Source organism: Pseudomonas abietaniphila (genome assembly GCF_900100795.1).
In the GTDB taxonomy this organism is placed as follows: domain Bacteria; phylum Pseudomonadota; class Gammaproteobacteria; order Pseudomonadales; family Pseudomonadaceae; genus Aquipseudomonas; species Aquipseudomonas abietaniphila.
Genome location: NZ_FNCO01000006.1, coordinates 239,096 through 253,327, shown reverse-complemented (window position 1 = coordinate 253,327; position 14,232 = coordinate 239,096). Strand labels below are relative to the sequence as shown.

The following is a 14,232-nucleotide window of genomic DNA, read 5'->3' as shown; positions in this document are numbered from 1 at the left end:
CGATGTCATGCCAGTTCAGCCCATCAGAAAAACGAGCGCACGACCTTCAGCGTCACCGCGCTTTCGCACTGGCTGTTGTGCCCGCTGTAGGCACTGCAATCGGCGCCCGTGAGGCTGGAGCCGCTGTACATCAGGTTCATGTCCATACCGAGCCAGGGGCGCGAGATGTTAAAGGACCAATCGTTGTAGGCGCTGATAGCGCCACCGCCGTCGATGAAGGTCGGCGAGTCGAGTTGGTGGTTGCCGTATTGCATGCGTACGTCCAGCCCCAGGTACGGCAGGCCGCCCAGGTCCAGGAACAGGGTGCTGTCCTGGCGCCCTGCGTCAGTACTCACCGCAGTGCCGATGCGGCTGTCGAAAATGCGGAAGCCTGCGTACAGCTCGTGACTGTCGATCTGATCGGTGTTGGGGTAGCTGTAGCGGATGACGCCAAGCTCATAGCCCAAGGTTTTGTCGAAGGGCTTTTTGAAGCCCATGTAGGAGTCGACCTCAAGGTTGGTGTCCGGCGAAAGACCAGCACTGGGCGACCACTGACCGAAGTAGAAACCGCTGTCGTGGGTCAGGTCCAGCCCGCCATGGAAGGCAGAGTCACCATTGCCCGGCGTCACCAGACCCTGAGCCATCGAGCGGCTCGGCGTCGTGCCGAGTTTGAGGCTGAAGTCGCCCAGTTCGCGCTCTATCACTTGAGCATGGGCAGGCTGGTGCACCGCCACGGCGCAGGCAAGCACGGCGCCGGTATAACGCGAAAAACAGCGAGCATAAGGCATGCGTCACTCCTTTCAGTTTCAGAGGAGTGGATCCAAGGTGTCATATCGTCAGGCGGAGGCCGGATAAGAACCGCGAGCTAGAGCCCCGCAAGCATACCGGCGAATGCGGTGATGAATCGACCGCTGGTCGATTCATCACAGAAAATGTGAACCTTGCGATCACTTGTTGCGCGCGACCAGCTTGTTGACCACGATCAGCGCCTGCGCAAACGAGGGATAGCCGCTCTTGGCGACGTCCAGTTCGTCGTACTGCGATCGGTAGATCAGTGCTTTTTCCTGATCCCGCGTGGCGGTCCGCTCGGCGAGCAGGGCGATGGCCAACGGATACTTGCGATCTGCCGATTCTTTCAGCATGTCGTTGACCTGATGTTCATCGGCGCCGAGCCGAATCAGCAGCACCGCCTGATAAAACTCGGCCTCTCCGGTGGCGTCTTGCTTCGCTGCGCGTTTGAGCAGGGCACTGGCCAGCTCGTAGTTCTCTTCACGCCGCTCATTGATCAGCAGTTTGGCCTGAAGCATGTCGTTCTGATAAAGCAGATAGTCCGCCCGGCATGGGCTGCCTGGCGCCGAGGTGTCACACCCGTGTGTTGCACAACCGCCCAGGCCAAGACAAAGCAAGGCGCCGAAGAACATCCATTTTTTCATATCGGTTTCCGCAAAGACGTCCAGTGATCAGGGCATCGTCCTGTCTGATCTGTCGACACGCCAGCACGAGACTGGGACGAGGGTCTATCAGCAGACAGTAAAGCAGAGCTTTGATGGAGCGAAGGGGCGATGGACCTGGCGCTTTGTGATCAAAGCGCCTGGATGTCGACCGCGCAGGCGGAGAAAGATTTACTTTTTACCGAGGGAGATCTGTTTCGAAGGGCCGAAGGTCTGGCCGCTGACGCCTTTGGCGATCTGTTGAATCTCGCCACCGGATTTCAGGAAAGCCGCAATTTGTGCGTTGATCGAATCGCTGGTCTCAACGGCAGGAGCTGGCTTGGCTTTCGAGTTGGATGCTTTTACACGCATGGCTGCTATTGACCTATATAAAATTAATACGGCCGGCCATCTTATCGGAATGTGAGGAGAATTGCTTGGTAAATATCCGTGCGGACCATAGACCGATTTATCCTGAAGACGCAAATCATTTCGCAAAAATCCCGGCTAAATGCCTGTTTTAATTGCCAACGGCTGCGCCCTCGGTGGTCGAAATTGCCTGAAAATATCTTTGTATATCCGCCGTGTCACCTGACGAATGGCCCTTCGTACAGCTGTCCTGAAGGTTGAGCGTTCACCAAAGCCTTGATTTTCAAGGCATCCAGACAGTGCTTGAAAACGGCGTGCGCGCGAGCGGCAACCCGACGGCAAACTCGGGTAGAATGCCGCCCACGCATTGAGGGTATCTGGACATGGCTTTAGTCGGGCGTTACAACAGTTTGCAAGTGGTAAAACACACGAACTTCGGTTTATATCTGGACGGGGCGCAGGACGGCGAAATATTGCTGCCCAATCGTTATATCCCCAAAGATATTCCCAGCGAAGATGAAGACTGGCTCAACGTCTTTATTTATCTGGACAGCGACGACAAGTTAATTGCCACCACTGAAAAACCGAAAGTTCAGGTGGGCGAGTTCGCCAGTCTTAAAGTGGTCGAAGTCAACAGCATCGGCATCTTCCTCGACTGGGGTTTGCCCAAGGACCTGCTGCTGCCTTACTCCGAAGAAAAGCGTCCGCTGAAAGCCGGTGATTACTGCGTGGTGCATGTCTACCTCGACAAGCACACCCGCCGCATCACCGCGACCACGCGCCTGGACCGCTATCTGGACAAGGTGCCGGCCAACTACACGGTCGGTCAGGAAGTGGACTTGTTGGTGGCGGAAGAAACCGCGATGGGCTTCAAGGCCATCATCAACAACAAGCATTGGGGCCTGATCCACAAGAACGAAGTGTTCAAGTTCCTGCGTTCGGGCAAACAGGAAAAGGGCTTCATCAAGGAAGTGCGCAGCGACGGCAACATCAGCCTGAGCCTGCAGCCGGTGGGCGAACAACTGTCCAGCAGCCTTAACGCCAAGATCCTCGGCAAGTTGCGTGAGAACAACGGCGTGTTGCCGGTGAGCGACAAGAGCGACCCGGCCGTGATCAGCAACCTGTTCGGCGTCAGCAAGGGCAACTTCAAGAAGGCCATTGGCGCGTTGTACAAGCAGGGGCAGATTGTGATTCATGCCGACCGTATCGAGTTGGTGTGACGGACCTGATTTGACCTGAGCCAGCGTTATCGCCGGGTAAAAAGTGCAACGCTTTTTGCAGCTATCGGCGATGACGCAGGGTCACAGCCTTGAGCGTGCCTTCCGGTACGCGACCATGCGGACTTCGGGGCTTTTTTCATGAAACGATTTCTCAGCGCTTATCTGCCGACGCTTCTTGCGTTCCTGGTGCTCGACGGTCTTTGGTTGGGCGTGCTGATGGGGCCGACCTACCGCGACTGGCTCGGGCCTCTGATGCTGGCGCGACCGGTGATCTTCCCAGCGGTACTGTTTTACCTGATCTATATCGTCGGCATCGTGCTGATCGGCGTATTGCCGGGCGTCGGGCGTGCAAGCCTGCGATATGCGGCAGGCTACAGCGCGCTGTTGGGGCTGATGGCTTACGGCACCTACGACCTCACCAATTGGGCGACCTTGCAGGGCTGGCCTTCGCAACTCGCACTGGTGGACTGGGCGTGGGGGACGTTTGCATCGGGTGTGGCGGGGGCGGTGGGGTATTGGGTGAGCCGCAAGCTCGGTTGATGAGCCCTGTGTAGGAGCGCGCTTGCCCGCGATTGCGTCGTGTCATCCGGCGAATTGGATGCAGCCCCTCTTGTTCGCGGGCAAGCGCGCTCCTACAGACTTTGCGGAAGGCTATTTCTGCACAAACGCCGCAAAGCTCAGGTTCGCGCCGTTCGGGCGCATGTCCTTGAGGTACGAATCCTTGTCTGCCGACAGCTCCAGGCTGACGGTCGATTTGCGTTTGCCTTCATTGCGAATGACCACGCCGTCTTTCTGCTCGCGCAGGAACTTGGTGGTCACTTTCAAGTGAATCAATTCGTCGGTGCTTGGCGTGTGCAGCAGCAGGTGCAGCCATTCGTACTGGCCCACCGCGAGACGGCTCACGGGCAGGTCGAACCACCAGATGTTGCGCTTGGGGTCCAGAACGGCGAAGTGGGTGTTATTGGTGCCCAGTACGGCGCCACCCAGTTGCTCATTGCGACGCGCAATGGCTTGCTGCTTGTCGATTTTCATAGCGTTCCTGTGGATCAGAATCTGTTGAACCCGTGGGTGCATGATAGGCACCGTCCGGCTCGGCCGCGCATTCTCCGAGGTTGTCGGGCAAACATAAAGCCAAAACTGTCGGTGCGAGGCAGCCGTGCGATGAAAAGCGCCGTTACACCTGCCCCCTCACCGCTCGAAAAATATTTGAAACTCTCGGGAACAGCCGCCAGTCAATCTTTACGTCGAGGTTATGACACCGATTATTACCCTGGAGAATTCTTATGAGCAGCACGGGCGATAAAGTCAAAGGCATGGCCAACGAAGCAGCGGGCAACGTCAAGCAAGGTGTCGGCAAAATGACTGACAACGACAAACTGCGTGCGGAAGGCAAGGCACAAGAGCTCAAAGGCGAAGCGCAGCAAGCGGTCGGCAAGACCAAAGATGCCGTCAAAAAAGGCGTCGACAAGGCCTGATGGCCTGGGCGCTTGAGGTGTAAGGCACCTCTGGCGAGCACAGCGTGACCTCTAGCGGCCATCCAGTGATGGCCGTTATTGTGTCCGGCCAAAAATGGTTGGAAACGTGTCGGCCATGGCAAAAGTGCTTAACTCAATGTAAAAAGCCGGCCCGGTGTGGCGGGCATACGGAATTTCAAAGCGTTTGCCCGCTCGTATAGGTAAATGTGCTTCAGATACGTCTACGTCGCGAAAGGAGACGCCATGATATTCCCGGATTTGCGCCAGCTACGTTTCAGAACGGTGCTGGTCAGAACGGTCAAAGAGTTTCTCGACGACGAGATGTCGACGTACGCCTCGGCGTTGGCCTATCAGACGTTGTTCTCGCTGTTTCCTTTTTTGCTGTTCCTGATCGCCCTGATCGGCTTCCTTCACCTGCCTGACTTCTTCAGCTGGCTGCGTCTGCAGTCCGAACTGGTGCTGCCGCCGCAGGCGCTGGACCAGGTCAACCCGGTCATCGATCAGCTCCAGCAATCCAAGGGCGGCTTGCTGTCGATTGGTATCGTCATCGCGCTCTGGAGTGCGTCGGCCGGTGTGCGCCTGATGATGAGCGCGATGAATGCCGCCTATGACGTGGTCGAAGAGCGTCCGGTGTGGAAGCGTCTTCCCTTGTCCGTGCTATACACGATCGCCTTTGCTGGCATGCTGCTGGCGGCCGCAGCGCTCATGGTCCTGGGCCCTCAAGTCATGGGCTGGCTGGCGGCGCAGATCGGCATGGAAGATTTCATCGTGACCCTGTGGACCATCCTGCGCTGGCCGGTGATCATCCTGCTGCTGATGGTTTCGGTGGCGATGATGTATTACGTCATGCCCGATGTTGAGCAGGAATTTCGCTTCATCACACCCGGCTCGGTGCTGGCCGTCGTGGTCTGGATCGTCGCCTCGCTGGCGTTCGCCTGGTACGTGAAAACCTTCGCCAACTACGACGCGATGTACGGCAGCATCGGTGCGATCATCGTGCTGCTGCTGTATTTCTACATTTCCGCATCGGTGCTGCTGTTGGGCGCGGAGATGAATGCGGTGATCGAGCATATGTCCCAAGAGGGCAAGGACAAGGGCGAGAAGGTCGCTGGTGACGGCGGTGTCGACGCCGAGCCGGGCACCGAGGTGCCAGCGGGTCAGAAAAAGCATGTGTCAGGGTTGGGGCGCGATCACAGTCGGGACTACATCGACCACCACAGTGATCACGGCGATCAGAGTCATGACCACGATTACGACCCGCATCTGCATCCACTCAAGACCGACAAAACCTGATCGATACTGTGGCAGGATGCGCGTCTGTACGGCGCATCCGTCCCTTCAAAAGGTCCTTCCATGATTCGTGAAATTCTCAAGATGGGTGACGAACGCCTGCTGCGCGTCGCGCCGCCTGTGCCGAAGTCGATGTTCGGTTCCGATGAGCTGAAAACCCTGATCGACGACATGTTCGAAACCATGCGCAGTGTCGGCGGCGTCGGGTTGGCCGCGCCACAGATCGGCGTTGACCTGCAACTGGTGATTTTCGGATTCGAGCGCAGTGAGCGTTACCCGGAAGCGGAAGCCGTGCCGCAGACCATTCTCCTCAACCCGCTGATCACGCCGCTTGAACCGACGCTCGAAGAGGGCTGGGAAGGTTGTCTGTCGGTACCAGGCCTTCGTGGCGTGGTGGAGCGTTACGAGCACATCCGCTACGAAGGGTTCGACCCGGACGGCAAGGCCATTCAACGCATCGCCCGGGGGTTTCATGCGCGCGTGGTTCAGCACGAATGCGATCATTTGATCGGCCGTCTGTACCCGTCACGCATTACCGACTTCAGCCGCTTTGGTTTCACCGAAGTGCTGTTCCCCGACATGGACCCGAATGCGGACGATTGAAGAGGGCGCGAGCGTTTGAGTTGCGGGACTCGTTCTGCCGCCGGCAGCCAAGGCCGCACACGCGCTACATCAATGGCAAAAGGTGATGGGCGAGGCTAGCACGCGGGATTCAGCGGTGGATCACACATTTGGTTCGGTCGAGTGCGCAAACGGATCTAAGCCGGGTCAGCGTTGATGGACCAACGCGATCAAGGTTTTGGTCTGCCGATAGCGCATCAGGCGACCGGTCAGTTCGGCCGGCAGGTGTTCTGTCGCGACAAACCCGAGGCGCTGATAAAACCCGCTGAGTTCAGGGTCACAGAATAACCAGACCGGACCTTCCATCTCGCCGAGCGCCGCATTGATCATGTGCCCGGCGACACCCGCTCTGCGCCGGGACGGCGCCACGAACACGCCTGTCAGCCAGTGCCCACCGGCCATGGGCGTCAGGTTCAGCGCGCCCACGATCTCGCCGTCCTTCGCGACCCACAGCGTTGCCTCGCCCTTGCCCCGCATGGACGAGCGATGCGCGCGGTAGAACTTGTCCACCAGCGGGCGTTGAAGATCGGGGACGGGGTAATACTGCATGACGGACCGGGTTCAGGCTGGGCATTCGGGCTTACGTTCTACCGTCATAACCAATCGATCTACAAGATTTTCCTGCGTCGTTGCACAGAGGGTTAGCAGCCAGCACGCAGGAACCCGCAATGCCTCACTACCTTGATGACGCCCAGCGTGATGACATCGTCCATCTGCGCACGCAGTTCACCGGCCGCACGGAGTGGCCGACGTGGACATTGCTGATCGGGGTCTACATCGCCTGGCCAACCCTGTTATTGCTGAGCCCACGGCTCGGTACCTGGCCCACCACGACGCTGATGATTCCGTTGACGGTGCTGTGGATGTCGCTGCAGCACGAACTGCTTCATGGTCATCCCACTCGCCACCTATGGCTGAACAAGCTGCTGGGCTACGCACCGTTCGCGGTCTGGTACCCGTACACGCTGTACCGCGACACGCACCTGCAGCATCACCGGGATGAAGACCTGACCCTGCCGGGACTCGACCCGGAAAGCCGCTACCTCAGCCAGTTGAAGTGGCAGAAAACCGGCCCTGTGATGCGCGTGCTGCGCTGGCTCGACAAAACACCGCCGGGACGTCTGGTATTTGGCGTGCCGCTGGCGCTTGGCAGCCTGATCAGGGGAGAGTCCCGGCGGCTTCTGAAGGGCGAACGCCAAGCCTGGTGGATGTGGTCCACCCACGGGGTTTTCCTGATCCTGATGTTTGCCTTCATCGCGCGCTACAGCGTTTTTTCTAGCCTGCATTACCTGCTGCTGATCACCGTGCCCGCGCTGGCGATCTCGATGGTACGCTCGTACTACGAGCATCGCCCCAGCGAGCATCCGGAGCAGCGCACGGTGATCAACGAGGCGTCGTGGCCGTGGCGGTGGTTGTTCCTCAACCTCAATTTGCACCTGGTGCATCACGACTTGCCGGGGTTGGCCTGGTATCACATCCCGGCCGTTTATCGCGCGCGGCGTGAGCAATGGCTGGCACGCAGCGGTGGTTTTCTGGTGCCTGGGTATGCTGAACTGTTTCGGCGCTACAGCTTTTGTCCCATCGACAGTCCTCAACATCCTCATACCTAGTGCCGGTGCTCGAACATGTCTCAGGGTTTCGCCGAATTACGGATGTACGTCGCGCCGCCACGGGTGCAGACCGCCCAGGAGGCGTGGCTGACGCGGGTCCTCGAGTTGCTGTCGGCAGAGCGTCTGGAGGCGCAAGGGCTGGACCTCAAGCAGCTGTGGCTGTCCCCGTCATTGCTGATCACGCAAACCTGCGGTTACCCGTTGATGACCGCGTTGCGCGGCCAGGTGCAGGTGGTCGGTCGCCCGGTCTATCGCTTGCCCAACAGTGCTGGCGGCAATCATTGCAGCTTGCTCGTGGCGCGATCCGACGACCCTCGTCAGCAACTTGAAGACTTTCGTGGCAGTCACGGCCTGCTCAATTCCCGCGATTCAAACTCAGGCATGAACCTGTTCCGCCACGCTTTGGCGCCTCTGCAACCGGACGGACGCTTCTTCGCGCACGTGTCATTGACCGGCGGACACCGCAACAGCCTCGCCGAGATCAAGGCGGGAAGGGGCGATCTGGCGGCCATCGACAGCGTAACGTTCGATTATTTGGCCAGAGAGGCGAGTGAAGAAGTGGCGGGCATCAAGGTCATCGGCCGTACCGCACAGGGTCCGTGTCTGCCCTACATCACCCGCCTCGGGGGCGATGCAGAGGCGATTCGGCATGCAATGAACCAGGCCCTGAAAGACCTGCCAGATGTCGCCCGAGTATTGGCGATTGATGAGGTGATACCCGCAACCGAGGCGGATTACGAACTGCTGCTGCAGTACGAGTGTGAGGCTGGGGTATTCGATTTCGAGCTATAAGAATCGCTTTTAAATATTTTTACTGCATAAAAGCCCTTGTTAGCATGGCGCCACCGGACTGCCGGACAGAACTATCATCCATGCCAAGGGAAGCCCTCATGTCCGGTGCCGACGTCTCCCATCGCCAAACCCTCAGCGAGCTCTTCGAGCTTCATTACGCCTGGCTGTGCGACCGTCTGCGGCGTCATCTGGATTCGCGTGAATGCGTTGAAGACATCGCGTCCGAAACCTTCCTTCAACTGTTGGCTTCACCCAACGTCGTCCCCATTCGACAGCCTCGCGCCTTGCTCACCACCATCGCCAAGCGGCTGATTTACCAGCGCTGGCGCCGGCGGGATCTGGAGCGACATTACCTCGATGCGCTGTCGTGGGAAGAGTGCGATGACGCGCCGTCGCCTGAAAGCCTGACCGCCGCCCTGCAACTCCTTGATCGTCTGGACCGCCGACTCAATCGCCTGCCCGCCAAGGTCAGAACGACCTTCGTGCTCTCCCGTGGCAGCGGCATGACCTACCCTGAGATTTCGCAGTGCCTGGGCATTTCAGCGCGCTCGGTCAGCGACTACATCGATAAAGCTGAAACCTGTTGCCTGCGCGCTTGTCTGGAATGAAGCGTGTGCTGTGCTAAACACAACTGAGCCTTTTCTATTCTTGAGCCACGAGAGACCACAATGACCTCGATCAAACACCTGCTCGGCGCTTCGCTGCTGGCATTGTCCGCGTTGTCCGGTGCAGCCCACAGTGCGGAAAAAACGGCGCCGATTCTCTTTGGCGACATCACGTGGGAAAGCGGCAGCCTGATCACCGAAATCCTGCGCACCATCGTCGAGAAGGGTTATGGCTATCCGACCGACAAACTGCCCGGCAGCACCGTGAGCCTTGAGGCCGCGCTGGCCAAGAACGACATTCAGGTGATCGGAGAAGAGTGGGCCGGACGCAGCCCGGCGTGGGTCAAGGCTGAGGCCGAAGGCAAGGTCTACGGCCTGGGGGATATCGTCAAAGGCGCGACCGAGGGCTGGTGGGTGCCGGAGTTCGTGATCAAGGGCGACCCGGAGAAAGGCATCAAACCGTTGGCGCCGGACCTGAAGTCGGTGTCCGACCTGCCTAAATACAAAGACGTGTTCAAGGACCCTGAGTCGCCGGACAAAGGGCGCTTCCTCAACAGCCCGAGCGGCTGGACCTCGGAAATCGTCAACACGCAGAAACTCAAGGCCTACAAGCTCAACGACAGTTACGTGAACTTCCGCACAGGCTCGGGCGCGGCGCTGGACGCCGAGATCGCTTCGTCCATCCGCCGGGGCAAGCCGGTGTTGTTCTACTACTGGTCGCCGACGCCGCTTCTGGGTCGCTTCAAGCTGATCAAGCTGCAAGAGCCGCCGTTTAACGAAGCCGCCTGGAAAACCCTGGCCGACGCCAGCAACCCCAACCCGATCGGCTCCAGCTCACTGGCTGCGCATCTGGCAATCGGCGTGTCGGAACCGTTTCACAAGCAGTACCCGGAGCTGGTGAGTTTTTTCCAGAAGGTGGACCTGCCGATCGACCAGTTGAACAAAACGCTGGGTGAAATGAGCGAGAAGCGTCTGGAGCCCTCTGCCGTGGCGAAAAGCTTTTTGAAAGATCACCCGGAAATCTGGACCGCGTGGGTCCCGGCCGATGTGGCGAAGAAGGTGACGGCGGGGCTGTAACCGGTTTTCAGGCCACCCCACACGCTGCGAGGTGCGGTGTGAGGTTACGCAGGTAGCGAAAGCGCTGTGTCAGGCATAAAGCATTCGCCACCGTCGTAACCTCCGGCAGCTCCCACAGGGTATGTGCGACGCCATCACAGGGTACTTGCGACGCCATACGTGTAGGAGACGTCCGAGGTTACGAGGGCAGCGAATGGGGTGTGTCGGTCAGCGACGATGTACCTGTCCCACCGCATTCGCCACCGTCGTAACCTCTGGCAGCTCCCACAGGGTATGTGCGACGCCATCACAGGGTACGTGCGACGCCATACGTGTAGGAGACGTCCGAGGTTACGAGGGCAGCGAATGAGGTGTGTCGGTCAGCGACGATGTACCTGTCCCACCGCATTCGCCACCGTCGTAACCTCCGGCAGCTCCTACAGGTTCAGTGTGAGGGCAGGATCACCGCGAACCTTTAAACTGGCGACTCGCCTCGGCCTGCGCCATGCTCATGGCTGGTCATTCGATCAACCGTGAGACCCGCCATCATGAACACGCCTATCCCCTCCGTTAACACCGAACGCCTGATCCTTCGCGAGCTCACACCTGACGACACTCCAGCTCTGGCGCAGATTCTGGGTGATGCCCAGGTCATGCGTCACTCCGTGCGCGGCGTGTTGTCGGAACAGGCGACGCGTGAGTTCATCGACTGGTGTCGGCTGTCCTATCGTCAACACGGTTTCGGGCCGTGGGCGGTGGTGGACACGTCGACATCAACCTTGGCCGGATTCTGCGGTCTGAATGCAGAGCGCGTGGACGACGCCGATGAAATCGAGATCGGCTACCGGCTGGCGTCAGGGTTCTGGGGCAAGGGACTGGGCACCGAAGCGGCACGGGGAGCGCTGGCCCATGGTTTCGACACCGTGGGCATCGATTCGCTGATCGCCATTGTCCAGCCCGCCAATGTCGCGTCGGTCAACGTCATCCAGAAGCTGGGGTTCAGTGGCTACATCCACAGTCAGTACCACCGGCAGGGCGTCAGGATCTACCGCATGAATGCGCAGCAATGGTCGGCGCGGCCTTCCGTGAGAGGTTGATGGCCACGCGTTGTCCGCCTCGCCGAGTGGCAAACCGTTGCTCAACTGCTAGCGTCACCCGCAGTCAATGAGTTGATCACACAGATAAAGTCGCCGGGGAGAGGACATGGGATATCGCAGATCGACTGCGTTGATGATGTTGAATGTGGCAGCAGGGCTACTGCTGAGCCTGCTGCTGGAGGCGCCCGGTTTTGCACTGGCCGCCGAAGCCGCTCCGGTCCCGCCGGTTCCGCCCAGCGCGCTTGCGTTCGTGCAGGATCGGCATTTGGGTGAGAGCCTCGGCTGGCTGGGCTATCAGGTGGCGTCGCGCACCGTGACGTTCACCACGATCGTCGAGACCGTGGGGCGTACCAAGGCCCAGGAAATCGTTCAGGAGGAGCTGCAGTATTTGCAGCCTCAGTATCAGCAAGAGTGGGACCGCAACCTGGCGGCGGCCTATGCAGCATCGTTTACGCCTGAAGAACTCACCGCGCTCAACGTCGGTGATCCCCCGCAGGACATCGCGAATAAATTTCGCAGCAAACAACGTGACGTCGGCATGGACATGAAGGGCCGCTCCAGCGAGCTGCTCAAGGTCTATGTGTCCACGGCACTGGACAATGCGCTGAAAAAAGCCAAGCCTTAGCGCCGCACGCCCCGTGGATTCGGGGCTGAATTTTGTGAACCAACGGGAAGGAGAGACCATGGACCCATTCATGCAGGCCGCCATTGAAGAAGCGCAGAAGGGATTGGCCGAGGGCGGGATTCCCATTGGTTCGGTGATCGTGCACGACGGCAAGATCATCGGCCGCGGGCATAACCGCCGGGTTCAGGAAGGCAGTGCGATCAAGCACGGTGAGATGGACGCCTTCGAGAACGCTGGCCGCCAGCCCGCGAAGGTCTACCGCGAAGCCACGCTGTACACCACGCTTTCTCCCTGCGCAATGTGCAGCGGCGCCATCCTGCTGTACGGCATTCGCAAGATCATCGTCGGTGAAAACCAGACGTTCATGGGCGAAGAAGACCTGCTGCGCTCGCGCGGTGTGCAGGTGGACGTGCTGCACAACGCGACCTGCATCGGCCTGATGAAGCAGTTCATCGCCGACAAGCCCGAGCTGTGGAATGAGGACATCGGGGAGTAACCCCTGAAATATTGGCTCAGGTTCCGTGGGAGCGAATTCATTCGCGATGCGGTGGTTCAGACGATAGAGGTGTGTCGTGTATACCTGCCTCTCGCGAATGAATTCGCTCCCACAGTGGTTGTGTTTATCGACGCTTAATCAATCCGCAACGTTGAGTTGAACTGGCTGATCGCGTCTACCACATGCCGTGAGCCTTGCTGAATCTCCAGGATCACCTCGCCGGCCTCGTTGGCGAGTTCCACCCCGGTGCCCGTTCGGCTCAGGCTGGATTGCATGCTCGACACCGCACTTTTCGCCAGTTCGTTGTTCTGCCTGACCACGTCGACGATTTCGACCGTGGCCTTGCTGGTTCGCGCTGCCAAGCCTCGCACTTCGTCGGCAACCACCGCGAAACCGCGTCCATGTTCGCCTGCGCGCGCGGCCTCGATGGCGGCGTTGAGGGCCAGCAGGTTGGTTTGGTCGGCAATCCCGCGAATGGTCTGCACGATGGTCGCGATGATTTCCGACTGTTTGTTCACGGCATCAATACTGCGGGCCGCTTCGTTGAGGTCGACGGAAATCTGCTCGATCACTTCCACCGTTTGCTGCACCACGCTGGAGCCTTTCTGTGCGCAGGCGTCGGTGCGCACCGACGTGTCGTGGGCGGTGGTGGCGGCACAACGCTGCACCGTCACTTGCTCGGTGATGTCACTGGCGAACTTCACCACTTTGTACAAACGGCCTTTGGCATCGAATAACGGGTTGTAGGTGGCTTCCAGGTAAACCGTCTCGCCCAGTTTGTTCACCCGCTCGAAGCGATGAGAGTGGTATTCGCCGCGGTTGAGCGACGCCCAGAATGCCTTGTAGGACGGCGACTCGACTTCAGCTCGCGTGCAGAACAGACTGTGGTGCTGGCCGACGACCTCGCTAAGCGAGTAATGCATGGTCTTCAGGAAGTTCTCGTTAGCGGTCATGATCCGGCCGTCCGGGCTGAATTCAATCATTGCCATGGAGCGACTGATCGCATCGATCATGCTCTGGTTTTCGTGATCCCTCTGCGAGCGAACGGTGATGTCGGCGGCGACCTTGATCACGCTCTGTACCTTGCCGTCAGTGTCGAAGACCGGCATGTAACTCGCTTCCAGCCAGATCTCGCGCCCTGATTTATCCAGGCGCATGAACGTCCCGCACAGGGGTTCACCCCGGGCCAGATCACGCCATAATTTGCCGTACGCTTCGCTGTCGCAGAACGCTTTTTCGCAAAAGATGCGGTGATGTTTGCCCGCCAGTTCGCCGGGCTGGTAGCCCATGGCGAGGCAGAACTTTTCGTTGGCATCCAGGATGATGCCGTCGGGCGAGAACTCGATCATCGCCATCGAACGGCTGATCGCCGCCAGCTTGGCCTTCGATTGGCACAAAGCAGCGGTGGAGACCTGCAATTCGGCTTCGACGGCTTTGCGGTGTGAATTGAACATCTGCCACCTACCTCACTGATTGCGAAGCGCGGTCAAAGTGACCGTCTTCCTTGATGGGCTGTTACAAGAGTCGACTGTTTAAAGGCGAGCTTGAGTCATGGCGGTATGACATC

The 14,232-nt window shown here is 59.1% G+C and carries 17 protein-coding genes and 2 pseudogenes; 12 read left to right on the top strand and 7 right to left on the bottom strand.

Annotated features, from left to right (window positions below; genetic code table 11):
• Positions 1-23: 23 nt before the first annotated feature.
• From BLS87_RS13980 to BLS87_RS13970, 3 genes are all read right to left on the bottom strand, one after another.
• Positions 24-767: a TorF family putative porin gene (locus BLS87_RS13980; RefSeq protein ID WP_074753073.1), complete on the bottom strand. Its 744-nt coding sequence runs from the start codon at positions 765-767 to the stop codon at positions 24-26.
• A gap of 159 nt (positions 768-926) precedes the next feature.
• Positions 927-1,412: a hypothetical protein gene (locus tag BLS87_RS13975; protein ID WP_074753072.1), complete on the bottom strand. Its 486-nt coding sequence runs from the start codon at positions 1,410-1,412 to the stop codon at positions 927-929.
• A gap of 189 nt (positions 1,413-1,601) precedes the next feature.
• On the bottom strand, positions 1,602-1,781 hold the full coding sequence (locus BLS87_RS13970) for a hypothetical protein (protein ID WP_037012170.1): 180 nt from the start codon (positions 1,779-1,781) through the stop codon (positions 1,602-1,604).
• Between the two features lie 380 nt (positions 1,782-2,161).
• Here BLS87_RS13970 and BLS87_RS13965 point away from each other — a divergent pair, with 380 nt between their 5' ends.
• Together BLS87_RS13965 and BLS87_RS13960 are read left to right on the top strand one after the other, a co-directional pair.
• Positions 2,162-2,998 carry a CvfB family protein gene (locus BLS87_RS13965; protein ID WP_074753071.1) on the top strand — a complete coding sequence of 279 codons (837 nt, stop codon included), beginning with the start codon at positions 2,162-2,164 and terminating at the stop codon, positions 2,996-2,998.
• A gap of 138 nt (positions 2,999-3,136) precedes the next feature.
• The gene (locus BLS87_RS13960) at positions 3,137-3,538 is read left to right on the top strand and encodes a DUF2177 family protein (RefSeq protein WP_074753070.1); all 402 of its coding nucleotides are present in this window, start codon (positions 3,137-3,139) and stop codon (positions 3,536-3,538) included.
• A 111-nt stretch (positions 3,539-3,649) separates the two neighbouring features.
• Here the strand turns inward: BLS87_RS13960 and BLS87_RS13955 are convergent, their stop codons facing one another.
• On the bottom strand, positions 3,650-4,030 hold the full coding sequence (locus BLS87_RS13955) for a hypothetical protein (RefSeq protein WP_074753069.1): 381 nt from the start codon (positions 4,028-4,030) through the stop codon (positions 3,650-3,652).
• 251 nt (positions 4,031-4,281) lie between these two features.
• Here BLS87_RS13955 and BLS87_RS13950 point away from each other — a divergent pair, with 251 nt between their 5' ends.
• From BLS87_RS13950 to def, 3 genes are all read left to right on the top strand, one after another.
• Positions 4,282-4,473 carry a CsbD family protein gene (locus BLS87_RS13950; protein WP_062391020.1) on the top strand — a complete coding sequence of 64 codons (192 nt, stop codon included), beginning with the start codon at positions 4,282-4,284 and terminating at the stop codon, positions 4,471-4,473.
• A 243-nt stretch (positions 4,474-4,716) separates the two neighbouring features.
• The gene (locus tag BLS87_RS13945; protein WP_083370681.1) at positions 4,717-5,766 is read left to right on the top strand and encodes a YihY/virulence factor BrkB family protein; all 1,050 of its coding nucleotides are present in this window, start codon (positions 4,717-4,719) and stop codon (positions 5,764-5,766) included.
• 60 nt (positions 5,767-5,826) lie between these two features.
• Positions 5,827-6,366: a peptide deformylase gene (gene def, locus BLS87_RS13940; protein WP_074753068.1), complete on the top strand. Its 540-nt coding sequence runs from the start codon at positions 5,827-5,829 to the stop codon at positions 6,364-6,366.
• A gap of 165 nt (positions 6,367-6,531) precedes the next feature.
• Here the strand turns inward: def and BLS87_RS13935 are convergent, their stop codons facing one another.
• Positions 6,532-6,933 carry a GNAT family N-acetyltransferase gene (locus BLS87_RS13935; protein ID WP_074753067.1) on the bottom strand — a complete coding sequence of 134 codons (402 nt, stop codon included), beginning with the start codon at positions 6,931-6,933 and terminating at the stop codon, positions 6,532-6,534.
• A 119-nt stretch (positions 6,934-7,052) separates the two neighbouring features.
• On the opposite strand from BLS87_RS13935, the gene BLS87_RS13930 reads away from it, so the two are divergent.
• The 7 genes from BLS87_RS13930 (at position 7,053) to BLS87_RS13900 (ending at position 12,665) form a co-directional block, all read left to right on the top strand.
• Positions 7,053-7,994 (top strand): fatty acid desaturase, encoded by a 942-nt coding sequence (locus BLS87_RS13930; protein WP_074753066.1) that lies wholly within the window; start codon positions 7,053-7,055, stop codon positions 7,992-7,994.
• A gap of 15 nt (positions 7,995-8,009) precedes the next feature.
• Positions 8,010-8,786 carry a phosphate/phosphite/phosphonate ABC transporter substrate-binding protein gene (locus tag BLS87_RS13925; RefSeq protein ID WP_074753065.1) on the top strand — a complete coding sequence of 259 codons (777 nt, stop codon included), beginning with the start codon at positions 8,010-8,012 and terminating at the stop codon, positions 8,784-8,786.
• A gap of 98 nt (positions 8,787-8,884) precedes the next feature.
• Positions 8,885-9,394, top strand: a complete 510-nt coding sequence (locus BLS87_RS13920; protein ID WP_074753064.1) for a sigma-70 family RNA polymerase sigma factor — start codon at positions 8,885-8,887, stop codon at positions 9,392-9,394.
• 60 nt (positions 9,395-9,454) lie between these two features.
• Positions 9,455-10,468 carry an ABC transporter substrate-binding protein gene (locus BLS87_RS13915; RefSeq protein ID WP_074753063.1) on the top strand — a complete coding sequence of 338 codons (1,014 nt, stop codon included), beginning with the start codon at positions 9,455-9,457 and terminating at the stop codon, positions 10,466-10,468.
• A 527-nt stretch (positions 10,469-10,995) separates the two neighbouring features.
• Positions 10,996-11,544, top strand: coding sequence for a GNAT family N-acetyltransferase (locus BLS87_RS13910; RefSeq protein WP_074753062.1), 549 nt, complete (start codon positions 10,996-10,998; stop codon positions 11,542-11,544).
• A gap of 106 nt (positions 11,545-11,650) precedes the next feature.
• Positions 11,651-12,169 (top strand): hypothetical protein, encoded by a 519-nt coding sequence (locus tag BLS87_RS13905; RefSeq protein ID WP_074753061.1) that lies wholly within the window; start codon positions 11,651-11,653, stop codon positions 12,167-12,169.
• 58 nt (positions 12,170-12,227) lie between these two features.
• On the top strand, positions 12,228-12,665 hold the full coding sequence (locus BLS87_RS13900) for a nucleoside deaminase (protein ID WP_074753060.1): 438 nt from the start codon (positions 12,228-12,230) through the stop codon (positions 12,663-12,665).
• 134 nt (positions 12,666-12,799) lie between these two features.
• Here BLS87_RS13900 and BLS87_RS35210 read toward each other — a convergent pair.
• Together BLS87_RS35210 and BLS87_RS35205 are read right to left on the bottom strand one after the other, a co-directional pair.
• Positions 12,800-13,237: pseudogene (locus BLS87_RS35210) on the bottom strand (methyl-accepting chemotaxis protein); the annotation flags it as partial.
• Positions 13,238-13,339: 102 nt separating this feature from the next.
• A pseudogene (locus BLS87_RS35205) lies at positions 13,340-14,119 on the bottom strand (PAS domain-containing protein); the annotation flags it as partial.
• Positions 14,120-14,232: the final 113 nt, after the last annotated feature.